Annotated in this window: 19 protein-coding genes, 1 tRNA gene and 1 riboswitch; of the genes, 5 read left to right on the plus strand and 15 right to left on the minus strand. The window is 64.3% G+C overall.

Annotation, left to right across the window (positions count from 1 at the left end; all coding sequences use genetic code 11):
- The first annotated feature begins 33 nt into the window (after positions 1–33).
- Positions 34–1,965 (plus strand): glycosyltransferase family 2 protein, encoded by a 1,932-nt coding sequence (locus GB927_RS15110; RefSeq protein ID WP_256117969.1) that lies wholly within the window; start codon positions 34–36, stop codon positions 1,963–1,965.
- A gap of 12 nt (positions 1,966–1,977) precedes the next feature.
- Here GB927_RS15110 and GB927_RS15115 read toward each other — a convergent pair whose 3' ends face one another.
- From GB927_RS15115 to GB927_RS15135, 5 genes are all read right to left on the minus strand, one after another.
- On the minus strand, positions 1,978–3,993 hold the full coding sequence (locus tag GB927_RS15115) for a beta-galactosidase (protein WP_439614936.1): 2,016 nt from the start codon (positions 3,991–3,993) through the stop codon (positions 1,978–1,980).
- A 66-nt stretch (positions 3,994–4,059) separates the two neighbouring features.
- Positions 4,060–4,707, minus strand: a complete 648-nt coding sequence (locus GB927_RS15120; protein ID WP_369431671.1) for an SDR family oxidoreductase — start codon at positions 4,705–4,707, stop codon at positions 4,060–4,062.
- 10 nt (positions 4,708–4,717) lie between these two features.
- Positions 4,718–6,373, minus strand: a complete 1,656-nt coding sequence (locus GB927_RS15125) for an amino acid ABC transporter permease (RefSeq protein ID WP_256117972.1) — start codon at positions 6,371–6,373, stop codon at positions 4,718–4,720.
- A 66-nt stretch (positions 6,374–6,439) separates the two neighbouring features.
- Positions 6,440–7,186, minus strand: coding sequence for a transporter substrate-binding domain-containing protein (locus tag GB927_RS15130; protein WP_256117974.1), 747 nt, complete (start codon positions 7,184–7,186; stop codon positions 6,440–6,442).
- A 238-nt stretch (positions 7,187–7,424) separates the two neighbouring features.
- A tRNA-Gly gene (locus tag GB927_RS15135) sits at positions 7,425–7,498 on the minus strand.
- Between the two features lie 123 nt (positions 7,499–7,621).
- Here GB927_RS15135 and GB927_RS34285 point away from each other — a divergent pair.
- Positions 7,622–9,091 carry an MJ1477/TM1410 family putative glycoside hydrolase gene (locus tag GB927_RS34285; RefSeq protein ID WP_305111553.1) on the plus strand — a complete coding sequence of 490 codons (1,470 nt, stop codon included), beginning with the start codon at positions 7,622–7,624 and terminating at the stop codon, positions 9,089–9,091.
- 5 nt (positions 9,092–9,096) lie between these two features.
- On the opposite strand, the gene GB927_RS15150 is transcribed toward GB927_RS34285, so the two are convergent.
- On the minus strand, positions 9,097–10,128 hold the full coding sequence (locus GB927_RS15150) for a LacI family DNA-binding transcriptional regulator (protein ID WP_256117975.1): 1,032 nt from the start codon (positions 10,126–10,128) through the stop codon (positions 9,097–9,099).
- A 104-nt stretch (positions 10,129–10,232) separates the two neighbouring features.
- On the minus strand, positions 10,233–11,342 hold the full coding sequence (locus tag GB927_RS15155; protein ID WP_256118350.1) for a 2'-deoxycytidine 5'-triphosphate deaminase: 1,110 nt from the start codon (positions 11,340–11,342) through the stop codon (positions 10,233–10,235).
- Positions 11,343–11,420: 78 nt separating this feature from the next.
- Positions 11,421–11,499: riboswitch (SAM riboswitch) on the plus strand.
- Between the two features lie 43 nt (positions 11,500–11,542).
- Here GB927_RS15155 and GB927_RS15160 point away from each other — a divergent pair.
- Positions 11,543–12,727 (plus strand): O-succinylhomoserine sulfhydrylase, encoded by a 1,185-nt coding sequence (locus GB927_RS15160; RefSeq protein WP_256117976.1) that lies wholly within the window; start codon positions 11,543–11,545, stop codon positions 12,725–12,727.
- A 126-nt stretch (positions 12,728–12,853) separates the two neighbouring features.
- A complete protein-coding gene (gene apaG / locus GB927_RS15165) occupies positions 12,854–13,246 on the plus strand; it encodes a Co2+/Mg2+ efflux facilitator ApaG/CorD (RefSeq protein ID WP_256117977.1) in 393 nt (130 codons plus the stop codon).
- 14 nt (positions 13,247–13,260) lie between these two features.
- Here apaG and GB927_RS15170 read toward each other — a convergent pair whose 3' ends face one another.
- From GB927_RS15170 to GB927_RS15180, 3 genes are all read right to left on the minus strand, one after another.
- Entirely contained in the window at positions 13,261–14,253 is a 993-nt protein-coding gene (locus GB927_RS15170; protein ID WP_256117978.1) for an Hsp33 family molecular chaperone, read from the minus strand.
- Between the two features lie 196 nt (positions 14,254–14,449).
- On the minus strand, positions 14,450–15,361 hold the full coding sequence (gene argF, locus GB927_RS15175; RefSeq protein WP_256117979.1) for an ornithine carbamoyltransferase: 912 nt from the start codon (positions 15,359–15,361) through the stop codon (positions 14,450–14,452).
- Between the two features lie 77 nt (positions 15,362–15,438).
- The gene (locus tag GB927_RS15180; RefSeq protein WP_256117980.1) at positions 15,439–16,629 is read right to left on the minus strand and encodes an aspartate aminotransferase family protein; all 1,191 of its coding nucleotides are present in this window, start codon (positions 16,627–16,629) and stop codon (positions 15,439–15,441) included.
- Positions 16,630–17,053: 424 nt separating this feature from the next.
- Here GB927_RS15180 and GB927_RS15185 point away from each other — a divergent pair, with 424 nt between their 5' ends.
- Positions 17,054–17,593 (plus strand): GcrA family cell cycle regulator, encoded by a 540-nt coding sequence (locus tag GB927_RS15185; protein ID WP_256117982.1) that lies wholly within the window; start codon positions 17,054–17,056, stop codon positions 17,591–17,593.
- Positions 17,594–17,727: 134 nt separating this feature from the next.
- Here the strand turns inward: GB927_RS15185 and phoB are convergent, their stop codons facing one another.
- Genes phoB through pstC form a run of 5 tightly spaced genes read right to left on the minus strand, consistent with a single transcriptional unit; the run spans position 17,728 to position 22,843 of the window.
- Positions 17,728–18,411: a phosphate regulon transcriptional regulator PhoB gene (gene phoB, locus GB927_RS15190; protein WP_256117983.1), complete on the minus strand. Its 684-nt coding sequence runs from the start codon at positions 18,409–18,411 to the stop codon at positions 17,728–17,730.
- A 14-nt stretch (positions 18,412–18,425) separates the two neighbouring features.
- Positions 18,426–19,154: a phosphate signaling complex protein PhoU gene (gene phoU / locus GB927_RS15195; RefSeq protein ID WP_256117985.1), complete on the minus strand. Its 729-nt coding sequence runs from the start codon at positions 19,152–19,154 to the stop codon at positions 18,426–18,428.
- A gap of 50 nt (positions 19,155–19,204) precedes the next feature.
- Complete coding sequence (gene pstB, locus GB927_RS15200) at positions 19,205–20,020, minus strand: phosphate ABC transporter ATP-binding protein PstB (RefSeq protein ID WP_256117986.1); 816 nt, start codon at positions 20,018–20,020, stop codon at positions 19,205–19,207.
- A 13-nt stretch (positions 20,021–20,033) separates the two neighbouring features.
- Entirely contained in the window at positions 20,034–21,362 is a 1,329-nt protein-coding gene (gene pstA, locus GB927_RS15205) for a phosphate ABC transporter permease PstA (protein WP_256117987.1), read from the minus strand.
- Complete coding sequence (pstC, locus tag GB927_RS15210; protein WP_256117988.1) at positions 21,359–22,843, minus strand: phosphate ABC transporter permease subunit PstC; 1,485 nt, start codon at positions 22,841–22,843, stop codon at positions 21,359–21,361. Before pstC ends, pstA begins: the two co-directional genes overlap by 4 nt.
- Positions 22,844–22,898: the final 55 nt, after the last annotated feature.

Consider the following 22,898-nt stretch of genomic DNA (forward strand, 5'->3'; position numbering starts at 1 on the left):
AGGGTAGCACCGATAAACGGGAGCGATAGCTGCATGCGACTGGCAGAATATCCTGACGATATCGCTTTCGCCACCGCAATCGGCATCCTGCCGAGGCCATGCGGCCCACCCTGCGAGGAACACATCCCACCGCGCCTGATGACGGAAGCCCGGTTCTTCCGTCGGCTCGGCCTGTCGAAGACGCTGATCTCGACCATGCTGGTGCGCGCCAGCCAGCACGGAACGACGCTGGAATCGGAACTGCTGGCGAGCGGTGCAGTGTCGGAAGAGATCTATTACGAGGCGCTTGCCGAAATCCTGCATCTTCCCTTTCTCACCCGTATCGACCCGACCCAGCTCGAAGACCTTCCCGGCGTGGATACGCAGCTCGTCGAGCCCACCGTTGTGCGGCTTCGCCATCCTACCCGCGCGCCAACGACGGCGATCGTTCCGAGCGCCGAGCGGCTGGGCTATCTCACCGAGCGGCTTGCCCATGCGCCGGCCCTGCGCACGATGATGGCCGCGACCACGCCCTCGGCCTTGCGGGCCGCCCTCTGGCAGGCTGGCTGCAACCGGCGGGTGCGCGACACGGTGGACCAGCTTTTTGCCACGATGCCGGAGGCAAGCGCCCGCATCACGCTCTGGGGGCGGCAAGGGTTTTACACCGGCATCGTGTTGGCGCTCCTGCTCTCGCTCGCCACAGCTGCGCCCAAGCTCGCCCTGATCCTCCTGCACATCGTGACGACCCTGCTTTTCTTCGCCACCTTCCTGGTCCGTCTCGTGGCGCTTGTCGCCAAAAAGCGGGAGGCAGGACGAGCTCTGGCCCGTCCCCCTGCCCGACCGCGCCCGGTCTATTCCGTCTTCGTCGCGCTCTACCGGGAGGCGGCGGTCATGCCGCAGCTCATCGAGACCCTGAACAAGATCGAATGGCCGGTCGCCTGCCTCGACATCAAGCTGATCTGCGAGGCCGACGACCAGGAGACGCTCGACGCGCTGGCAGCCATACCGCTCGGCCGGCAATATGAAGTGGTCGCGGTGCCGCCCGGCCGGCCGCGCACCAAGCCCAAGGCGCTCTCCTATGCGCTGGGTGCCGCGCGCGGCGAATATCTGGTGATCTACGACGCGGAGGATCGGATCGATCCCCTCCAGCTTGAAGAAGCCTGGCGCACCTTCGAGAGCGGCCCCCTGGACATCGTCTGTCTGCAAGCGCCGCTCGTCATCACCAATGTGCGGGAGAGCTGGCTGAGCGCCCTCTTCGCGCTCGAATATGCCGGACTGTTCCGGGTGCTGCTGCCGCGGCTTGCCGCCGCCCGCCTGCCCATGCCGCTCGGCGGCACGTCCAACCATTTTCGCACGCGCGTGCTTCAGCAAGTGGGCGGTTGGGATCCCTACAATGTCACCGAGGATGCCGACCTGGGGCTGCGGCTCTACCGGCTCGGCTATCGCTGCGGCACGATCACCCGGCCGACCTATGAAGAGGCGCCGAGCGGGCGGGACGCCTGGCTTGGCCAGCGCACGCGCTGGTTCAAGGGCTGGCTGCAAACCTGGCTGGTGCTGATGCGGCGCCCTTCGCGGCTGATGCAGGAGATGGGCCTCTGGCCGAGCTTCGTCTTTCAGGTGCTGATCGGCGGGCTCATCCTCTCCTCACTCGCCCATCCACTCATCATCGCCTATATCGGCGTGATCACCTGGTCGCTGTTCTTCAAATCCGCCTATACGGTCGGGCCATTCGAGCTCACCATGTTCACCATCGACATGGTCAACATCTTCGGCAGCTACGCTGTCTTCGTCGCCCTCGGGCGAGGTGGAATGACGCCCGGCGAGCAGGCCGCCCTGGGCTGGCGCTGGGTGCTGACGCCGGTGTACTGGCTGTTCCTGTCATTTGCCGCCTGGCGCGCGGTCAAGGAACTCTGCAACGATCCGTTCTTCTGGAACAAGACGACTCACCGCCCGGCGCAGACGGTGACCGAGGCGGAAGCCGGATAAACGGTTCGGCCGTCACCCTTCCATCCAGATTGCCACATCCACCGGCGCAAGCTCCCTTGTGCCGACAAAGAAGGTCGCGTCCGTAAAGGCCGGCACGCTGGCCGCGCTGCTGCCGTAGTTGAAGGCGAAATGCAGCTTGCCGCGGCGGGCGAGCCTGAGGTCGCCGAGGTCGGGCAAGTTTTTCACGTCGGCCCAACCGAGCGTATCGCCCATCAGCTTCGACAGGAATTCGCCACGCGGCAACGTCCCGACATACCGCGCGCGCTCATTGCCGATAACCGCCGGCGAGCCCGGGCGATGTTCGCCCTCGAAGATCGCCAGCACCGGCTCTGTCGTGCGGATGCGTTCGCGCCAGCCGGTCACCGGATAGCTGGTATTGCCATAAAGCACCTGCTCGCTGTGGAAGTCCGGCAGGGATTCCACGCGCGTTACGCGGAAATCCAGCAATGCGGCCAGCGGGCCGGGCGGAAGATCCGCGGGGATGTGCATGTCGCGCGTCTTGCTGCCGCTGCGCGGGCCGAGCAGCGCCTTGGCGCCGGAGGCCTTTAGCCGGGCAATGAAATTGGCATCGGGAATGACGAGATCGGGCGCCAGCACCAGCTTGTAGTCGGAGAGATCGGAATGCTGACCGATGAAATCGACATCCACACCGAGGCGGGCGACGGCAGAATACCAGTCGAGCGCGATGGAAGAGGCAGCGTAACCGCGTCCCTGCGGCAGGGCTCGAGTGGCAAAGCGGGACTCGTAATCGAGCATGATGGCGACCGAGGCCTTTTCCCGCACCTCTCCCTTCGGCAGCCGCGCCATTTCCTCGGCAACCTGCGCCACCTCCAGATAACCCTGGTCCACCTCGCTGTTCGGCAACAGCAGCCCGGCATGGAATTGCTCTTGTGCGAAGGGCGCCTGGCGCCAGCGGAAATAGGAGACCATGTCGACGCCGTGCGCATAGGCGAGCCAGGTCCACAGCCGCACCATGCCATCAGCCGGCGACTGGTTGTAGGACGCCCAGTTGACTGGGCCCGGCTGCTGCTCCATCACCCAGACCCGACCGCTGCCAACCGCACGGTAGAGATCGTGATTGAAGGCTGTCTGGTCCGGATCGCCGACGCGCAGATAACGGGCCTTTTCCTCGGCGCTGAGCCGCCCATTGATGAGCCCGCCCATCGGATAGACATCCCAGGAGGCGATATCGATATCCTCGCCAACCTTGTAGTGATCGAAGTCGGTATTCTGCGACATGAAATTATGCGTTACTGGGCGTCCGGGCGAGTGCTTCCGGATGAGATCGGCCTGTGCCTTGTTGAAGCTCTTCACCTGGTCGGAGGAGAAGCGGAAATAATCGACCAGATGGGTTGGGCTCGGCTCCTCAACGAGATTGTTGGGCAGGTCCACCTCATCGAAGGCGTTGTACCGCATGCTCCAGAACGCGGCGCCCCAGGCGCGGTTCATCTCCTCGATCGTGCCGTAGCGGGCAGCAAGCCATTCGCGGAAGGCCCGCAGCGCCTCGTCCGAATAGCTATGGATCGTGTCGTGGTCGCCGTATTCGTTGTCCGTCTGCCAGGCGTGCACGAAGGGGTTTTCGCCGTAACGGCGGACCATCGCCTCGGTGATGCGGGCGGCCTCCACACGGTAGCGCCGGCTGGAGAAACAATAGTGCCGGCGCGCGCCGAACTTGCGCACCACGCCGCGTTCATCAACGGGCAGGATATCCGGGTAACGATCGACCAGCCATTTCGGCGGGGCCGCCGTCGGCGTGCCGAGAATGACCTTGAGCCCCGCGCAGCCCAACACCTCGATCGCCTCGTCCATCCATTCCCATTGGAAGGCGCCGGATTGCGGCTCGATATGCGACCACGCGAACTCGCCGATGCGCACCCAGGCAAGGCCCAGTTCCACCATGCGGCGCGCGTCCTCGTCCCATTTCTCGCGCGGCCACTGCTCCGGATAATAGCAGACGCCAAGCTCGAGCATGCTGGCGTCCTGCCGGCTGGTGTCGAAGCGGTTCTGTTTGGGGAGCGGCTTATGCACGGGTCTGTCCTTCATTCTTCACGGCGCCGGAGAACCGGGCGCCGCTTTCGTCACGATTCAATCTGGTCACCAAAGCACCGGTCCGCCGTCATAGGCCCGGAAACTGCCGGTATCGGCCATCGTCGTTCCGTCGATCAGCACCTTCAGGCCCGCCGCACTTTCGGCAACGTCGATCGCGGCCTCCGACCCGCCCATATCCGTGCGCACCCAGCCGGGATGCAGCGCGATGACGGCGATGCCGTCGCTGCGGAAATCCTGCGCGAGCTTGACCGTCGCCATGTTCAGCGCCGCCTTCGAGCAGCGGTAGGCGTAGTCGCCGTCCTCGTCGTCGATCGTGCCCTCGGCCAGCGAGCCGGCGCGGCTACTGATATTGACCAGCACCGGCCGCGGCGTCGCGCGCAGATTGGAGCGAAGCGCGCGGGCGACCAGCAGCGGCGCCAGCGCATTGATCCGCATCGCCTCCAGGAAATCGCCCGTTTCCAGCGTGTCGAGGCCGCCGGTATCGCCGCGGACCGCGGCATTGTTGATGACGACGTCGATCGGCTCGCCCTTCAGCGTCTCGCCGAGCGCCGCGATCGAGGCGGCGTCCGCGACATCGAGCGGCAAGGCGTCGGTCGTCCCCTGCCGCGTGCAGGCGATCACGCGAAAGCCCACCGCCGCATAGAGATCGGCAAGCGCCCGGCCGAGACCGCGGGAGGCACCGGTGACGAGCACCGTGCCGGCGTCACCGGTGCTTGACGTCATATTTCTTCTCGATGAGGCTGATGAGGCTGGCGGCCGCGAGCGTCAGCAGGATGTAGAGGATCGCCGCCGAATTATAGGGCGCGAAGGGCAGGAAGCTCGCCGACTGGAACTCGCGCATGCGCTGCGTGATGTCGCGGATCGACAGAATGGAGAGCAGCGACGTGTCCTTCAGGATGGCGATCAGCTCGTTGCCGAGCGGCGGAATGACGATGCGGAAGGCCTGCGGCAGGATGATCAGCCGCGCCGTCTGCCAGCGGTTGAGCCCGATGCTGGCCGCCGCCTCCACCTGGCCGGCCGGAATGGCATTGATGCCCGAGCGAAAAATCTCGGCGAGATAGGCGGAATACGCGATCGCCATGGCGACGATGCCGCGCACGAGGTTCGGCGGGTCGAAGACACCCGCCGTCGCATCTTTCAGCGCGCCGGACAGCGGCAGGCCGACATAGAGCACGATGACCAGCATGGGGATGCCGCGGATCGTGTCGACGATGAATTCCGAGCCGATCGACAGCGGATGGCGGCGATGCAGGACGCCGCCAAGCGTCAGGAGGCCGGTCACGATGGCCAGCACGGCAAACGTGATGCCGGCCGCACGATCGCGGTCGTTCAGCGCCTCGACCTCCCAGAGGCGCGGCCAATCGGCCGGCACCGCGGCGGCGGGCAGCAGCGCGCCGCTGACGTCTTCCTTTTTGCCGACGGCCTCGATCGCCTGCGCCGGGCTGACGAAGGTGCGCACCGGCGTCTCCGTCGTCGGCCCGCCTTCGTACTGGCCGAAGCGCACCGCGCCGATCAGGCCGGACGGCGTGTTGGTGACAATGCCGATCTTGCCCTCCAGCGTGCCGGCAAGCACGTAGCCGTCGCGCGGCTGCAGCAGGAACCAGGCGGAAAGCGCCGCCAGCGCGAGCGTCATCGCAGCGAAGAAGACGAGGCTTTGCCGCGTATACCGCAGCTTCAACAAGCCGACCCAGACGAGGCCCAGAATGGCCGCGAGGATATAGGCGGCGATCGCCGCGCGGATGGTCGTCGCGAGCCCGGAGGCGAAAGCGAGATGGGCGAAAAGGAAGACGAAGACGAGCCCGGCGCCGTTGACGAGGCCGACGATCCAGGCCCCCGCCCGGCGCGCAAGACTCTCGGACGGGACCGGCGCGCGGCTGCCGGCGAAGGTGAGGCCAAAGCCGGCGAGGAGCAGCACCGCATAAGCCGGCCAGAGCCAGGCTTCCACACCGCGCAGCCAGAGGTCAGCGGCTTCAGTTAGCTGGCGCGGTGTCGCGCCCTTGACGACGAGATCGGACTTGAAGGAATCGACGCCGTTCGCGACGACCGAAACGATGAAGGGATGGACGAGATCGCCCGCGAGGATGGCCGCCGTCGCGAGCAGGCTCACGAGGCCAGCGGCAATGGTCAGGCGCGGCCGCGCCACCTTTCCCCGCGATAGGACGAGCACGGCAAAGCCAGCGGAAAAGGCGATCGCCAGCACCAGGAAACCCGGCACGAAGGCGCCCGAGCCGAGCTCGACACCCAGAATGGCGCGCAACGACCGCTGGTAATCCGGCGACGAGGCGAACAGGTAGACGATGAAGGGGAGCGCGGCGAGGATTACCAGATTGCTGGGCCTCACGCTTCTGACGAACGACATTCCCGCCTCCGGCGTCACGATCGGGGAAAAACCGGGAGTGCGCGCCGCGCGCTCCCGGCGACAGCCTTACTTGAGGCCCCAGTATTTGGCGACGATCTGGTCGAGCGTGCCATCGTCCTTAATTGCCGTCAGGCCCTCGTTGAAGGCCGCGACATTCTCGTCGCCCTTGCGGAAGACGAGGCCGAGCGGATCGGATTCGAGATCCTTGATGGAGGCGACGAGTTCGCCGGCGAATTCGCGCTCATAGGCAGCAGCGTTGGCGCCATTAATCACCACGCCGTCGACGTCCTTGTTCTTGAGCGCGATGATGGCGGCGCTGAAGCTGTCATAGGCGACGACGTTTTCCTTGCCGACGACACCTTCCGCCACCTCCGCATCCGTCGTGTTGGCCTGGGCGGAGAGTTTCTTGCCCTCGGCCTTGAACATGTCGAGCGTCATGCCCTGATCTTCGGCGCGCGTCAGCACGGCCTGGCTGTTGATGATGTAGGGCTCGGAGAAGTCCATCGCCTTCTTGCGCTCATCCGTGATCGAGACGCCGGACGCGACGAGGTCGAAACTGCCCTGGTCGAGGGCCGCGAAAATGCCGTCCCAGCCGGTCGTCACGAATTCGGCCTGGCAGTTGATCTTGGCGCAGATGGCGTTGACCACGTCGACATCGAAGCCCACGATCTGGCCGGAGGCCGGGTCGATGCTTTCCATCGGCGGCGACGTGGTATCGGAGCCGACCTTCAGCAGCTTGCCACCGAGATCGGCCGCCTGCGCGCTGCCTACAGCAAAGACGGCGAGCGCGATTGTCACAACGAATTTCCTCATCTCTTCCTCCTCAACCGTCGGCGACCGCCACTCCCGGCAAGCGCTCGACAACTTTTTTGCGCACGGCAGATCGTGCGGCTTTCTCATCCTGGCAGAAACGGTAACAAGGAATATAAACGTTTTCAATAGCAAATATAAACGTTTTTATTTTGCGTAATGTGCATCTTGCCAGCATGCGTCACGCGCGGTTGTGCAGCCGGTGAAGGAGGAAAAATATGGGGAAGCGGTGTCGGGCGGCTGGAGCGGGTAGCGGGAATCGAACCCGCGCGTTCAGCTTGGGAAGCTGACAGGCTACCATTACATCATACCCGCAAGGCAGCGCGACGGCGCAGTCATTCAACAGTTCGCCCGGCGTGTCAAGCGCGCGACATGCCCGGTGGCCTATACTAGATTGGCGTCCGGATTTCATCGATTCGTTCGGAGCCAAAACAACCTATGATCCAGTTCACCACCTCCACCGGGACGGTCTCGGTCAAAAATTGGGGCTACGAACTGCAAGGCCTGAATGGCAATGCGCTTGATCCGGCCCTGCTCGCCTCGGCCACCCATGACCTGCTGGTGATCGACGCCTCGCGGGACGGAACCGATGCCGGTCGGTTTTCGCAAGACGAGATCACGCGCATGAAGGATGGCATGGGCGGCCGCACCGTCGTCGTCTCCTATACCTCGATCGGCGAAGCCTCGGACTTCCGCGACTATTGGGACAAGGACTGGACGACCACCGGCACGGCGACGGGACGATTGACCGGCGAAGCGCCGGACTGGCTGGGACCGGTCAATCCCGACTGGCCGGAGAGCCGGAAGGTCCGCTACTGGGATTCCGACTGGCAGAAGAACATCTTCAACGACCAGAAGACCGGCGAAGTGGATGCCATCGTCAAGGCAGGTTTTGACGCGGCCTATCTCGATATCGTCGATGGCTATTATTTCTGGGGCGCGGAGGTTTCCGCGAAGGACAAGCAGGTGGGCGACCCGGCAAACGTCAAGCAGGCGGCGCAGCGCATGGTCGATTTCATCGTGGACCTGACCGCACATGCGCGCGAAAGCAATCCGGATTTCTTCGTGATCCCGCAGAACGGCGCATGGATCCTCGACGATCTCGGCTCCGACACCGCGCGCAAAAAAGCCTATCTCGATGCCATCGGCGGCATTGCGGTGGAAGACCTCTACTTTCGCGGCGATGCGGACGAGAACAATCCGCTCCGCCCGGACGAGGAGACCATCGCCACTCTGAAGCGGGATTTTCTGGACAAGGGCATACCGGTCTTCGTCGTCGACTACATCAACGGCAGCAAGCGGGTCGCCGACTTCAACAAGATGGTGCTGGAAGACGGTTTCATCCCCTTCGCCTCGCCGGACCGGGATCTCGACCGGCTGGTCGGCACCCATGACGGCGATCCGGCCTATATAACACCTTCGGCTAAGGCCGATGTGCTGCGCGGCTCGAAGCTTGCGGACACCATCCATGCGCTGGCCGGCAATGACAGGATCGACGGCCGAGCCGGCAACGACTGGCTCTATGGCGGCGCGGGCAAGGATACGCTCACGGGTGGCGCAGGCGCCGACAGGCTGAAGGGTGGTGCCGGCGCCGATACCTTCGTCTTCAAGTCCATCAAGGATTCGACCTTAGCTGCCACTGGGCGCGATACGGTCGGCGATTTTTCGGCAAAGGACGGCGACAGGATCGACCTGAAGGTTATCGACGCGAGCACGAAATCCACAGGCGACCAGGCCTTCGCCTTCATCGGCACCCAGGCCTTCCACAAAAAGGCGGGCGAGTTGCGTTATGAGACCAAGGCTGGCGATACATATGTGTTTGGCGACGTGAACGGCGATGGCAAGGCTGATTTTTCCATCCAATTCGACGCTGCCATCACGTTCACGAAGAGCGATTTCATTCTTTAGCCGGCTTAAATTTTCACCAACCGGTCGTCCGACCGCTCGATCAGCTTCGGCATGATGAGCGTCTGCAGCGCTTCCGGCGGCTCGCCTTCCATGCGGCGCAGGATATAGCTGCCGAGCATCTCGCTCGGCTCATGGATCGGCAGGAAATAGGTGGTGATCGGCGGGGCGAAATACTGGCTGACGTTCAGGTCGTCCGTCGCGTTGATGACCGCGTCGCGCCCATGCATCAGCCCGCGGGCATGGAAACCGGAAAAGGCACCGAGCGCCGAGGCCTCGTTGGCGCAGATATAGGCGGTTGGCGGGTCGGAAAGCTCGGACATGGTCAGCACGTTTTGCCGGCCGAAGGCGGGCGTCAGGGGACCGTGCGCGACCAGTGCCGGATCGAAGGCGAGGCCCGCCGTTTCGAGTGCCCGGCAATAGGCCTCGAGCCGGGTGATCGCATAGGTCAGCTCCGCCATCGGGTTGACCAGCGCGATGCGGCAGTGGCCGCGTTCGGCAAGCCGCGCCACGGAATGGCGGATCATCTGCTCGTTGTCGGCATCGACATGGGCATGCGGCGCATTGTGGATCGTCGTGCCGTAGGTGACGAAGGGAAAATCCGCCGCCTGCATGATGCGCACGCGCGGGTCGTCGGCCCGCGTGCCGGAGACGATGATGCCGTCCGCCTTCTTCAACGAGACGATCTGCCGGATGGTAGCCAGGCTCTCCTCGAAATTGCGCACGGCGTAAAGCGAGACGCGATAGGGGCTTTCCTCCAGCGCCCAGGAGATGCCGCTCAAGAGCTGGGCGTATTCGACGCCTTCCCATTCGTTCTGCTTGGGGCCGGGCGCCGTCATGATGGCGGCGACCTGGTAGGTTTTTCCGGTGCGAAGCTGCACGCCATGCATATTGAGCTGGTAGCCGACGCGCTCGGCGGCGGCGACGACGATGGCGCGGGTTTCCGGCCGCACCTGCGGGCTGTCGTTCAGCGCCTTCGATACGGTGGCGATCGAAAGGCCCGTTTCCTGCGCGATGGTCTTGATCGTCGGTCGCTGCATCGCGTCTCGGCTCGGGCGTCCAGCCTTCATTAAACGTCTGCATGACAACAAAAACGTTTAACTTCATTTGTAAAGCGGAAAATTCCGAGGCGGAAGGCCGCCCGTCACCCCGCGCGAAAATGCTTGGAGAGTTTCAGGCCCTGCGCCTGGTAGTTGGAGCCGAGGCCGGTGCCGTAGAGGCCTTCGGGGGCGTCGAGCATGTGCTCGTAGATGAGGCGGCCGACGATCTGGCCGTGTTCGAGGATGAAGGGCACCTCGTGGCTGCGCACCTCCAGCACCGCGCGGCTGCCGGAGCCGCCGGCGGGCGCGTGGCCGAAGCCGGGGTCGAAGAAGCCGGCATAGTGCACGCGGAATTCGCCGACGAGCGGGTCGAAGGGCGTCATCTCCGCGGCGTAGAGCGGCGGGACGTGCACGGCTTCGCGCGAGACAAGGATGTAGAATTCGTCGGGGTCGAGGATCAGCTCGTTGCGGCCGCGGCTGAACAGCGGCTCCCAGAAATCGAAGATATCGTGCTGGTTCTTGCGGTCGACATCGACGACGGAGGTGTGGTGCTTGCCACGATAGCCGATGAGGCCTTCCGGGCCGGTGCCCTTGAGGTCGATCGACAGCGCGATGCCGCCGCCGGAGACGTTCGGCGTGTCGCTCGCCACCAGCGTATCCGTGTTGTGCAGGGCGACAAGCTCGCTTTCGCCGAGCAGGGCATTGCCCTTGCGGAAGCGGATCTGCGACAGCCGCGAGCCGCGGCGCACGACGATGGGGAAGGTGCGCGGCGAGATTTCGAGATAGAGCGGGCCGGAATAGCCGGCCGGGATCTTGTCGAATTCCTGCGCGCGATCGGTGATGACGCGGGTGAAGATGTCGAGGCGGCCGGTGGAGCTTTTCGGGTTGGCGGAGGCCGCGAGTTCGGCCGGCAGGTCGAGGCTTTCCATCAGCGGCACGATATAGACGCAGCCGGTTTCCAGCACCGCGCCGACGGAGAGGTCGATCACGTGCAGTTGCAGCCGGTCGAGCTTGTCGGCGACGAGATGGGACGGCCCCGGCAGGAAGCTTGCGCGCACACGGAAGGCGCGTGCGCCGAGGCGCAGGTCGAGGCTTGCCGGCTGGATCTGGTCGTCGTCGAGCGGGGCCTCGCTTTTCAGCCGGCCGCCGTCGAACAAGCCACGAATGGCGTTGTCCGCCAGAATACCTGTGCTACGCACCGCAGAGCCACCCATCATCATAAAGTCCCGTCAGAAGGCCGCACAAAACCAAATGCCGGCAATTGACGCAAGCGCGGGCGCGCAGTATTAGCAAAGTTATCCCGTGGTGATTTGGCCGGCCGGCTTGCAGCCACGTAAAACAAGTAGCTAAAAAGGCCGGGTTCAAAACCGGCCTGCTTTTGCGGCCGGTTTTTTTGTTTGAAGGCAACGATCACATGAGCAAGTCCTGGCGCCCGGCCACCCAACTCGTTCACGGCGGAACCACCCGCTCCCAGCACGGCGAAACAGCGGAAGCGATCTTCCTCACGCAAGGTTTCGTCTACGACACCTCGGCTGCGGCCGAAGCCCGTTTCAAGGGCGAGACGGACGGCTTCATCTACGCCCGTTACGGCAGCCCCACCAACGACATGTTCGAAAAACGCATGTGCCTGCTCGAAGGTGCCGAGGATGCGCGCGCGACAGCCTCCGGCATGGCGGCCGTGACGGCCGCGATCCTTTGCCAGCTGAAGGCCGGCGACCATATCGTTGCCGCCCGTGCGCTGTTCGGTTCCTGCCGCTGGGTGGTCGAGACGCTCGCGCCGAAATACGGCATCGAATGCACGCTGATCGACGGCCGCGACCTCGCCAACTGGGAAAAGGCGATCCAGAAGAACACCAAGGTCTTCTTCCTCGAAAGCCCGACCAACCCGACGCTGGAAGTCATCGACATCGCGGGCGTGGCGAAGCTCGCCAACCAGATCGGCGCCAAGGTCGTCGTCGACAACGTGTTCGCGACACCGCTCTTCCAGAAGCCGTTGGAACTCGGCGCGCATGTCGTCGTCTATTCCGCCACCAAGCATATCGACGGCCAGGGCCGCTGCCTCGGCGGTGTGGTGCTGTCGGACAAGGCGTGGATCGACGAGAACCTGCACGACTATTTCCGCCACACCGGCCCGGCCATGTCGCCGTTCAATGCCTGGACGCTGCTGAAGGGCATCGAGACGCTGCCGCTCCGCGTCAAGCAGCAGACGGAGAATGCCAGCCGCATCGCCGATTTCCTCGCCGACAGCAACAAGGTCGCCCAGGTCATCTATCCGGGCCGCAAGGACCATCCGCAGGCCGACATCATCGCCAAGCAGATGACGGGCGGCTCGACGCTGGTCTGCTTCGAGCTGAAGGGCGGCAAGGAAGCGGCTTTCGCGCTGCAGGATGCGCTGGAGGTGATCAAGATCTCCAACAATCTCGGCGATGCGAAGAGCCTGATCACCCATCCGGCGACGACCACGCACAAGAACCTGACGGACGAGGCACGCGCCGAACTCGGCATTTCCGCCGGCACGGTGCGCCTGTCGGCCGGCATCGAGGACAGCGAAGACCTGATCGAGGACTTTTCGCGCGCCCTTGCGAAGATCAATGCCTGATCCTCGACATCGCGAAACGGACAAATGCGGAAGCACCGGCCGAAGCGGCCGGTGCTTTCTTTGCTTATCCTTGACGAAACCATATTCCTGTAGAATAGCAGGAGCTAATCAGTTCAAGGCTTGCCCATGTATCGTGCGCTTACCCGCGACATCGAAGTGACCGTAGAGCCGTACTACCTGGCCGATCAGTCCGATCCCGACGACAGCCGCTATGTCTGGGGTTACCGGGTGGTCATCGCGAACCATTCCGATGTCGTCGTCAGGCTGATGACGCGCTACTGGCACATCACCGACCAGAATGGCCAAGTGGACGAGGTCAACGGTCCGGGCGTCATCGGCGAGCAGCCGGTGCTGCGCCCCGGTGATACCTATGAATATTCTTCCGGCTGCCCGCTCGAAACGCCGTCCGGCATCATGTTCGGCCGTTACCGCATGGAAGCGGAGAACGGCGAAGCCTTCGACGTCGCCATCCCCGCCTTCTCGCTGGATACACCTGGGCAGCCGCGCGTTCTGAACTGAGGACGCGCGCTCTTTTACTGCGGCAAAACTTCCGCCGCCTCGAAGCGGTAGGTGGTCGAGCAGAATTCGCAGGTGAGCTCAATCTCACCCTTGTCGTCCGTCGTGTGGGCGATCTCCTCGGCGCTCAGCGCCGCGAGCACGCCCTTCAGCTTCTCGCGCGAACAGGAGCAGCGGTCCAAGACCTGCTGCGGCGGGTAGACGCGCACGCCGCGCTCGTGGAAGAGCCGGAACAGCAGCCGTTCGGTGCCGACATTGGGGTCCGTCAGTTCGTCGGCGTCGATCGTCTCGACCATCGCCTTGGCTTCCGCCCAGTTGTCGTCGTCGGCGATCTTGTGGCCGGCCTCGTCGCCGTCGCCGCCCGGAAGATCGGGCTGGCGCATGCGCTCCGGCGCCTGCGGCAGGAACTGCGCGACCATGCCGCCGGCCCGCCAGCGGTGACGCACCTTGCCGTCTTGATCGCGATCGAACAGTTCGGCGACACCCAGGCGCACCTTGGTCGGGATCTGTTCCGACTGGCGGAAATAGACGCCGGCGATCTCTTCCAGCGTGTCACCGTCAAGCGGCACGATGCCCTGGTAGCGCTGGGTATGGGCGCCCTGGTCGATGGTGAAGGCGAGGATGCCTTTGCCGAGCAGTTCGTGCGGCTCGGTCCGGCCCTCGGCAATCGCGGCGTCGAGCGCTTCCTGGTCGAAGCGGGCATAGGCGCGCACATTCTCCGGCGCAGAGAAATCGGCGACCAACAGGTCGACGGGGCCGTCGCCCTTGGTCTGGACGATCAGCTTGCCCTCGAACTTCAGCGAGGTGCCGAGCAGCACGGTGAGCGCAATCGCCTCGGCAAGCAGCCGCGCGACGGGGGCCGGATAGTTGTGACGGCCCAGAATGCCGTCGAGCATAGGGCCGAGCTGGACCGCGCGGCCACGCACGTCGAGGCCCTCCACCTGGAACGGCACGACATGATCGTCGCCGGCATAACCGGGCTCTCCGAGTTTCAGGGCATTCTCAGCCATCATCATCCTGCTCCTTGCACGCCGGGAAGCCGCCGGGCCAGAGGCCCCGCTTCGGTCAGACCGGCGTTCTACCGTGATTTCGCGCTCCTGCCGCCCGATAATTCCATAGAGAGCGGGCATGCGCCAGAGAGAGCGCCTTCCAGCGCTCCGTGATGGCCCCTAGATCGTGCCGCGCACGGCGTTTTTCAAGATGGCGTCAGACGGCGCCGAGGCACCAGGCAAGGATCGATTTCTGCGCATGCAGGCGGTTTTCCGCCTCGTCGAAGACCACCGACTGCGGGCCGTCGATCACCTCGTCGGTGACCTCCTCGCCGCGATGCGCCGGCAGGCAATGCATGAAGAGCGCATTCTCGTTCGCCCGCGCCATCAGCTGCTTGTTCACCTGGTAGGGCTGGAAGATGTTGTGGCCGCGGGCGCGGTGTTCCTGGTTCATCGAGACCCAGGTGTCGGTAACGATGAGGTCGACGCCCTCGACGATGGCGTCCGGATCGTGGCCGAGCAGGATGTTGCCGCCATTGTCGCGCGCCCAGTTCAGGATCTTGTCGTCCGGTTCGGAGCCCATCGGCACGGCCATCTTCATCGTGTAGCCGAAGCGGGCCGAACCTTCGACGAAAGAATGCAGCACATTGTTGCCGTCGCCCGTCCAGGCGAAGGTCTTGCCCTTCGTCGAGCCGCGATGCTCCTCGAAGGTCATGATGTCGGCCATGATCTGGCAGGGATGCGTCAGGTCCGTCAGCGCATTGATGACCGGCACGGTGGCGTGTTCGGCAAGCTCCAGCAGGCGGGCATGGTCGGTCGTGCGGATCATGATGGCATCGACATAGCGCGAGAGCACCTTGGCGGTATCGCCGATCGTCTCGGCGCGGCCGAGCTGCATTTCCGTACCCGACAGGAACAGCGTCTCGCCGCCGAGCTGGCGCATGCCGACGTCGAAGGAGACGCGGGTTCGGGTGGAGGGCTTCTCGAAGATCATGGCGAGCATCTTGCCGGCGAGCGGCTTTGCCTCCGTGCCGGCCTTGCTGGCGGCCTTGCGCGTGTGCGCATCGTCCATGATGACGCGGAGATCGCTTTCCGAAACGGCGGAAAGGTCGAGAAAATGCTTGGCCATGATGTGTCCTGTCTGTCCGGTCCTTTGATGCTGCCGCGACCTTTGCGCGTCACGAGTGACGCGCGTCGCGGCAGTGCTCAGGCAGCCTTGGCGGCGCTGAGCTTTTCGGCAGCCCGCTCGATGCGCGCAAGCCCCTCGCGCGCCTCCTCGGCGGTCACCGTCAGCGGCGGCAGCAGCCGCAGCACGTTATCGCCCGCCGGCACGGCGAGCAGTTTTTCCGCACGCACGGCCTTGAGCAGTTCGGCGGTCGGAATCCTTGCCTTGATGCCGAGCATCAGGCCCTCGCCGCGGATATCCTCGATGATCTCGGGGAAGCGGTCCTTCAATGCCGCCAGACCCTGGCGGAAGACGAGCGCCACGTCGCGCACATGGTTGAGGAAGCCCTCTTCCAGCACGACGTCGAGCACCGCATTGCCGACCGCCATGGCGAGCGGGTTGCCGCCATAGGTGGAGCCGTGCGTGCCGGCGACCATGCCGGCGGCCGCCTCGTTCGTGGCAAGGCAAGCGCCGAGCGGAAACCCGCCGCCGATGCCCTTGGCGACCGCCATGATATCCGGCGTGACGCCCGACCATTCATGGGCGAACAGGCGCCCGGTGCGGCCGACGCCGGACTGTACTTCGTCGAGGACCAGCAGCAGGCCGTATTCATCGCAGAGCTGGCGCAGCTCCTGCATGAACTCCTTCGGCACCGGGCGGATGCCGCCCTCGCCCTGCACCGGCTCGATCAGGATCGCGGCCGTCTCCTCGGTGATCGCGTCCTTGACGGCGGTGATGTCGCCGAAGGGGACCTGGAGGAAACCGGGGGCCTTGGGGCCGAAGCCTTCGAGGTACTTTTCCTGGCCGCCGGCGGCGATCGTCGCGAGCGTGCGGCCGTGGAAGGCGCCTTCAAAGGTGATGATGTGGAACTTGCCGGGATGGCCCTTGGCGAAATGATAGCGGCGCGCCGTCTTGATCGCGCATTCCAGCGCCTCAGCACCGGAATTGGTGAAGAACACCTTGTCGGCGAAGGTCGCTTCCGTCAGGCGCCGACCGAGGCTTTCCTGGCCCGGAACCTCATAGAGGTTCGACAGGTGCCAGACCTTGTCGGCCTGATCCTTCAGCGCGGCGACGAGGTGCGGATGCGCATGGCCCAGCGAATTGACGGCGACGCCGGCGGCGAAGTCGAGATATCGCTCGCCATCCTCGGCGATCAGCCAGACGCCCTCCCCGCGCGTGAACCGGAGCGGTGCACGCATATAGGTTTCATAGAGCGGCGCGGCATCGGCCATGGCGCGGATCCTCCGAAAAAGAGATGCGGAAAAACGTGAACGCGGCTTGACTTTTCCAGGCTCCAGAAAAATCAAAAGCCGCCTTTCGGCGGCATGCGGCACTATCGGCATTTCAGGCCGGGATGTCAACAAATCGCACCCCGAAATAGTGCTGAACCTCCCGCAAGGTAAGGATTCACGCCACGCGCGGAAGGTGTCGCTATCGAGTCACACCCGGCCAGCAAGTTGGGGAAAACTCGGAAATCGATTCGCCCGGATTCCTACGACTCTTGTCACAGAGTCCCCCAAACTCTAGGTTAAAGACCAATTACTAGACTGCATGCGGCGGAACTAGTCACCAAAAGAGTTAGGGCGCTCAAATTCCGGACCCGTCCGGAACGCGATGAGGGATTCCCGCATTGCGAGCGCCGAGCGGAGACGAGAGATGAACTGGACAGACGAGCGGGTCGAGAAACTCAAGAAGCTCTGGAGCGAGGGCCTGAGCGCGAGCCAGATCGCGGCACAGCTCGGCGGCGTCAGCCGCAACGCGGTCATCGGCAAGGTGCACCGGCTGAACCTTCCGGGCCGCGCCAAGGCCGGCGGCACGCAGAGCGCGTCGCGTCCCAAGCGCCCGGTGCCGGCAGCCCCGCGCCCCGCGACAACCTTCCAGGCCCGCGCCGTGACCGCCCGCTCCGTCGTGCGCCCGGCCGGCAACACCATTACCAAGGAAGAGGTCGAGACGGATTTCGAGACGCAGCGCGAGCAGCTTCCGGTTCCGTCCAACGGCAACAGCGTGGTCGTGCCCATGTCGCGCCGGCTCGAGCTGACGCAGCTCACCGAGCGCACCTGCAAATGGCCGATCGGCGACCCGCTGAACGACGACTTCCACTTCTGCGGCAACGAGTCCCCGGACAACTCGCCCTACTGCACCTACCACCAGCGCCTCGCCTACCAGCCCTCGGCCGAGCGCCGCCGGATGCGGTGATCCTTTCCACGACAGCACATGCGATGCGGACCCGAAAGGGTCCGTTTTCGTTTGCGGTGCAGGGCCGGACCACACTCCAAAACGCAAACAGGCCCCGAAGGGCCCATTTTCGTCCTTGGGAGGAAAGGGGTCGCTCAGGCTTCCAGCGAATAGCCTGCGCCGCGGACCGTGCGGATGACGTCCTGCATGTTGGCGAAGTTGAGCGCCTTGCGCAGGCGCCCGACATGCACGTCGACCGTGCGTTCGTCGACATAGATGTCGTGGCCCCAGACGCCATCGAGAAGCTGCGAGCGCGAGAAGACGCGGCCGGGCGAGGTCATCAGGAATTCCAGCAGGCGGAATTCCGTCGGGCCGAGGCGGACTTCGCGGGTGCGGCGATGCACGCGGTGCGTCTCGCGGTCGAGCTCGATGTCGCCGCAGCGCAGCACCGTCGAGACGACTTCCGGGCGGGCCCGGCGCAGCATGGCGCGCACGCGGGCGACGAGCTCGGGCGTCGAGAACGGCTTGACGACATAGTCGTCGGCGCCGGTGGCGAGCCCGCGCACGCGCTCGCTCTCTTCGCCGCGTGCCGTGAGCATGATGATCGGCAGGCGTTCGGTCTCCGGCCGCTGGCGCAGCCGCCGGCACAGTTCGATGCCCGAAACGCCCGGCAGCATCCAGTCGAGGATGAGGAGGTCCGGCATGCGCTCCTGCAAGCGCACTTCGGCCTCGTCACCGGAGAGGATCGTATCGACCTCGAAGCCTTCGGCTTCGAGGTTGTAGCGCAGGAGGACGCTCAACGCCTCCTCGTCTTCTACGACGGCGATTCTGGGCACCATGGAGGCAAAACTCCTTACTCGGAGGCTTCAGTGACGTCGGCAGTGACCACTGACGTCGAGGTGTCGTCCTTCGGGCGTTCGCCTTCGGGCTGCGAGCCGGTCGCCATGTAGTAGATGGTTTCCGCGATGTTCGTCGCATGGTCGCCGATGCGCTCGATGTTCTTGGCGCAGAACAGGAGGTGGGTGCATGGCGTGATGTTGCGCGGATCTTCCATCATGTAGGTGAGGAGTTCGCGGAACAGCGAGGTGTAGATCGCGTCGATCTCGTCGTCGCGCTCGCGGATCGCCTTGGCCTTTTCCACCGAGCGGGTGGCGTAGACGTCGAGCACTTCCTTGAGCTGGATCAGCGTCAGTTCGGCGAGATGCTCCAGGCCGCGGGTGAGCTTGCGGGGCATGCCCGAGCTCTGCACGGCGATGACGCGCTTGGCAGTGTTCTTGCCGAGGTCGCCGACGCGCTCCAGTTCGGCCGCGATGCGGATCGCGCCCATGATTTCGCGCAGGTCCGCCGCCACGGGCTGGCGCTTGGCGATCGTGACGATCGCCTTGTCGTTGATCTGGCGCTCGGCGGTGTCGAGGATGACGTCTTCCGAGATCACCTTCTGCGCCAGCGCACCATCGGTGGTGACGAGCGCGCGGACGGAATCCGCCACCATCTGCTCGGCCGTGCCACCCATTTCGGAGATGCGGCGGGAGAGGTACTTCAGTTCTTCGTCATAAATCGAGACAATATGGGTCGATGACATGGTTGTGTCCTTAATGCGCTCGGATTTTCAGGGGTTCGGCGACGATGGCGTCAGCCGAAGCGGCCCATGATGTAGTCCTGCGTGCGCTGGTCATCCGGGTTGGTGAACATCTTGTCGGTGTCGTTCTCCTCGACGAGGTTGCCGAGGTGGAACATGGCGGTGCGCTGCGAAACGCGGGCCGCCTGCTGCATCGAGTGCGTCACGATGACGATCGTGAAGTTGGCGCGCAGCTCGTGGATCAGTTCCTCGACCTTTGCGGTCGCGATCGGGTCGAGCGCCGAGCAGGGTTCGTCCATCAGGATGACTTCCGGGCTGACGGCGACGGCGCGGGCGATGCACAGGCGCTGCTGCTGGCCGCCGGAAAGGCCGGTGCCGCCTTCCAGCAGACGGTCCTTCACCTCGTTCCACAGGCCGGCCTTCTGCAGGCTCGACTCGACGATGGCATCCATGTCGGCCTTCGCCTTGGCAAGGCCGTGGATGCGCGGGCCGTAGGCAACGTTCTCGTAGATCGACTTCGGGAACGGGTTCGGCTTCTGGAAGACCATGCCGACGCGGGCGCGCAGTTCGACGACGTCGATGTTCGGATCGTAGATATCGTCCGTGTCGAGCGTGATGCGGCCGGTGACGCGGCAGCCTTCGATCGTGTCGTTCATGCGGTTCAGCGTGCGCAGGAACGTCGACTTGCCGCAACCCGACGGGCCGATGAGCGCCGTCACGGTGTTCTGGCGGACGTTGAGGTTCACGTCATAGAGGGCACGCTTGTCGCCGTAATAGACCGAAACGTCCTTGCCGATCATCTTGTAGGAAATGTCGTTCATTTTCTTGTCCAGCGCTTTCTCGACTGCTGCTTCTGACATCATGTTCATCTGTTTGGTCCTTCTACCAACGCCGCTCGAAGCGGCGGCGCAACAGGATGGCGCCAACATTCATGAGGATGAGGAAGACGAGGAGGAGGATGATAGCACCCGAAGTGCGCTCCACGAAGGCGCGCTCCGCCTCATTCGCCCACATGTAGATCTGCACCGGCAGCGCCGTTGCGGGTTCGAGCGGCGTCGACGGAATATCGGCGACGAAGGCAACCATGCCGATGAGCAGCAGCGGCGCGGTTTCGCCGAGCGCGTGGGCGAGACCGATGATGGTGCCCGTCAGGATGCCCGGCATGGCGAGCGGCAGGACGTGGTGGAACACGGTCTGCATCTTCGAGGCGCCGAGGCCGAGCGCTGCCGAGCGGATGGACGGCGGCACGGCCTTCAGCGCCGAACGGGTCGCGATGATGATCGTCGGCAGTGTCATGAGGGTCAGCACCAGGCCACCGACGAGGGAGGCCGAGCGCGGGAAGCCCGCAAAGTTGACGAAGACGGCGAGACCGAGCAGACCGTAGACGATCGACGGCACCGCGGCGAGGTTGTTGATGTTGACCTCGATGAGGTCGGTGAAGCGGTTCTTCGGTGCGAACTCTTCGAGATAGATCGAGGCCGCGACGCCGATGGGCAGCGCAAGCACAAGCACGATTAGCATCATGTAGAGCGAGCCGACGGCAGCGACGGCCACGCCGGCGGCTTCCGGACGGCTCGATGCGCCGTTCAGGAAGATGCCGGTGTTGAAGTGCTTGGAAAGCGCGCCGCTTTCGGCAAGCTGGTTCATCCAGCCGATCTGCTTGTCGGAGATCTTGCGGTTGTTCTCGGGGACGGCCAGATCGATCTGGCCCTTGAAGGCGGAATCGAGGTCGCCGTGCGCAAGGAAGGTCACGGTCTGTGTGGTGCCGATGATCGACGGATTGGCGGTCACGAGATCGCGCAGCTGGGTGCGGACGCTGTCCGAGATCATGCCGTTGACCGCGCGAAGGCCCGCACGGTCGTCTTCGCCGACGCCAAGCACCTTGGCGAGCGCATTGCGGGCGACGACCGGATAGTTGGCCGATACCAGCTTCTGCGGGTTGGTGGCCCGCTCGTTGTCCTTGTCGATGATCTGCTCGGAGAACTCGACCGGAATGGTGATCATCGACTGCTGGAATGCGGTGTAGCCCTTGGAGACGACCGAAAACAGCAGCAGGAACAGGAAGATCAGACCGAAGGCAATCGCGGCCATGCCGTAGAGGCGGAAGCGGCGTTCGGCGGCATAGCGGCCACGCAGGCCGATATCGCGGCGTTCGGGCTTGGAGGCAGCACCTAGGGCGGCCGTAGTAGGGCTCGTGGAGACCTGGCTCATTCGTACTGCTCCCGGTATTTGCGCACGATGTAAAGGGCGTAGATGTTGAGGCAAAGCGTGATGAAGAACAGCGTGATGCCCAGCGCGAATGCCACCAGCGTCTGAGGCGAGGTGAATTCAAGGTCGCCCGTCAGCTGGCTGACGATCTTGACGGTCACGGTCGTCATCGGCTCGAAGGGGTTGAGCTGGATGCGGGCGGCAACCCCGGCGGCCAGGACCACGATCATCGTTTCACCGACGGCGCGCGAGGCGGTCATCAGCAGGGCGCCGACGATGCCCGGCAGTGCGGCCGGCAGGATGACACGCTTGATCGTTTCCGAGCGGGTGGCGCCCAGGCCGAGCGAGCCGTCGCGCATGGCCCGCGGAACGGCGGTGATGATGTCGTCCGACAGCGAGGAGACGTAGGGGATCAGCATGATGCCCATGACGAAGCCGGCCGTCAGAACGCTCTGCGCCTGGATGAAGTTGGAATAATCGCCGGTGACGAGGCCGTTGAGCTGCTCGGAAAGGTCGCGCAGGAACGGACCGACGGTCACGAGGGCGAAGAAGCCGTAGACGATGGTCGGGATGCCGGCCAGCACTTCAAGCAGCGGCTTTGCAACCGAGCGGACGTGACGCGACGCGTATTCCGACATGTAGATCGCGGCGAAGAGCCCGACAGGCACGGCCACCAGCATGGCGACGAGGCCGATATAGAGCGTACCGGCGAGCAGCGGGATCAGGCCGAACTGGCCGGAAGAGTCCGTCGAGCCGGCAGCGGCAAAACGCGGATCCCAGACCGTGCCGAAGAAGAACTCCCAGGCAGGCACCCTGTTGAAGAAGTGGATGGCTTCCGTTGCCATGGAGGCGACGATGCCGACCGTCGTCAGGATAGCGATCGACGAGGCGGCGATGAGGCCGACCAGCATGACGCCTTCGACGCGGTTGCGGGCGCGGAACCGCGGCGCAATGGCGCGGTAGGAGAAAAACGCGCCGACGGCCGCGGCCAGGACGACGAGGATCGACAGGAAGGTGCTGCTCGCCCGCGACATGCGGCTGAGATCATCGGCGGACTTCAGCATGTAGGGCGCCGGATCGGCGGCAAGCGGCACGCCCTTGGTGGCGAGCAGGCTGCGGGCGGTGGTGCCGTCCTTGAACAGCGCCTCGCGTTCTTCCGCAGAGAGCATCGCCATGCCGCGGGCAATGGCGCCGATCATGTTGTAGCCGAGGTTCTGCTCGGCCTGCGACGTCGCCTTCACCTCTTCAGGGAAGCCCGCGCGAACGGTCGAACTGATGTAAATCGGGCTGGCGACAATCCAGACCAGCAGCACGACAATTGCCGGAAGCATGGCCCATATCGCAACGAAAGAGCCGTAGTATCCTGGCCGCGAATGCAGGTTGGAAAGCCTGCCGCCGGCAAGCGCATTGGCGCGCCAGCTACCGACCATATAGCCCGCCACGCCGATGACGGCGACGACGAGCAAGAGAAGGGAAATACTCATTTAGGAAATTCTCCCGGCGAGATCATCTGCGCTGTCATTTTGTGTTTCGCAAAGC

Origin of the sequence: Shinella lacus, from assembly GCF_010994755.1 — a bacterium.
Taxonomy (GTDB): domain Bacteria; phylum Pseudomonadota; class Alphaproteobacteria; order Rhizobiales; family Rhizobiaceae; genus Shinella; species Shinella lacus.

What these genes read in the sequence shown, in the direction of transcription:
- pstB (WP_256117986.1), bottom strand. Translation starts at nt 20,020, where the DNA reads ATGAACATGATGTCAGAAGCAGCAGTCGAGAAAGCGCTGGACAAGAAA.
- pstA (WP_256117987.1), bottom strand. Translation starts at nt 21,362, where the DNA reads ATGAGCCAGGTCTCCACGAGCCCTACTACGGCCGCCCTAGGTGCTGCC.
- phoB (WP_256117983.1), bottom strand. Translation starts at nt 18,411, where the DNA reads ATGGTGCCCAGAATCGCCGTCGTAGAAGACGAGGAGGCGTTGAGCGTC.
- argF (WP_256117979.1), bottom strand. Translation starts at nt 15,361, where the DNA reads ATGGCCAAGCATTTTCTCGACCTTTCCGCCGTTTCGGAAAGCGATCTC.
- GB927_RS15170 (WP_256117978.1), bottom strand. Translation starts at nt 14,253, where the DNA reads ATGGCTGAGAATGCCCTGAAACTCGGAGAGCCCGGTTATGCCGGCGAC.
- GB927_RS15160 (WP_256117976.1), top strand. Translation starts at nt 11,543, where the DNA reads ATGAGCAAGTCCTGGCGCCCGGCCACCCAACTCGTTCACGGCGGAACC.
- phoU (WP_256117985.1), bottom strand. Translation starts at nt 19,154, where the DNA reads ATGTCATCGACCCATATTGTCTCGATTTATGACGAAGAACTGAAGTAC.
- GB927_RS15180 (WP_256117980.1), bottom strand. Translation starts at nt 16,629, where the DNA reads ATGGCCGATGCCGCGCCGCTCTATGAAACCTATATGCGTGCACCGCTC.
- GB927_RS15125 (WP_256117972.1), bottom strand. Translation starts at nt 6,373, where the DNA reads ATGTCGTTCGTCAGAAGCGTGAGGCCCAGCAATCTGGTAATCCTCGCC.
- GB927_RS15110 (WP_256117969.1), top strand. Translation starts at nt 34, where the DNA reads ATGCGACTGGCAGAATATCCTGACGATATCGCTTTCGCCACCGCAATC.
- GB927_RS15150 (WP_256117975.1), bottom strand. Translation starts at nt 10,128, where the DNA reads ATGCAGCGACCGACGATCAAGACCATCGCGCAGGAAACGGGCCTTTCG.
- GB927_RS15130 (WP_256117974.1), bottom strand. Translation starts at nt 7,186, where the DNA reads ATGAGGAAATTCGTTGTGACAATCGCGCTCGCCGTCTTTGCTGTAGGC.
- apaG (WP_256117977.1), top strand. Translation starts at nt 12,854, where the DNA reads ATGTATCGTGCGCTTACCCGCGACATCGAAGTGACCGTAGAGCCGTAC.
- GB927_RS15155 (WP_256118350.1), bottom strand. Translation starts at nt 11,342, where the DNA reads ATGGGTGGCTCTGCGGTGCGTAGCACAGGTATTCTGGCGGACAACGCC.
- GB927_RS15185 (WP_256117982.1), top strand. Translation starts at nt 17,054, where the DNA reads ATGAACTGGACAGACGAGCGGGTCGAGAAACTCAAGAAGCTCTGGAGC.
- GB927_RS34285 (WP_305111553.1), top strand. Translation starts at nt 7,622, where the DNA reads ATGATCCAGTTCACCACCTCCACCGGGACGGTCTCGGTCAAAAATTGG.
- pstC (WP_256117988.1), bottom strand. Translation starts at nt 22,843, where the DNA reads ATGAGTATTTCCCTTCTCTTGCTCGTCGTCGCCGTCATCGGCGTGGCG.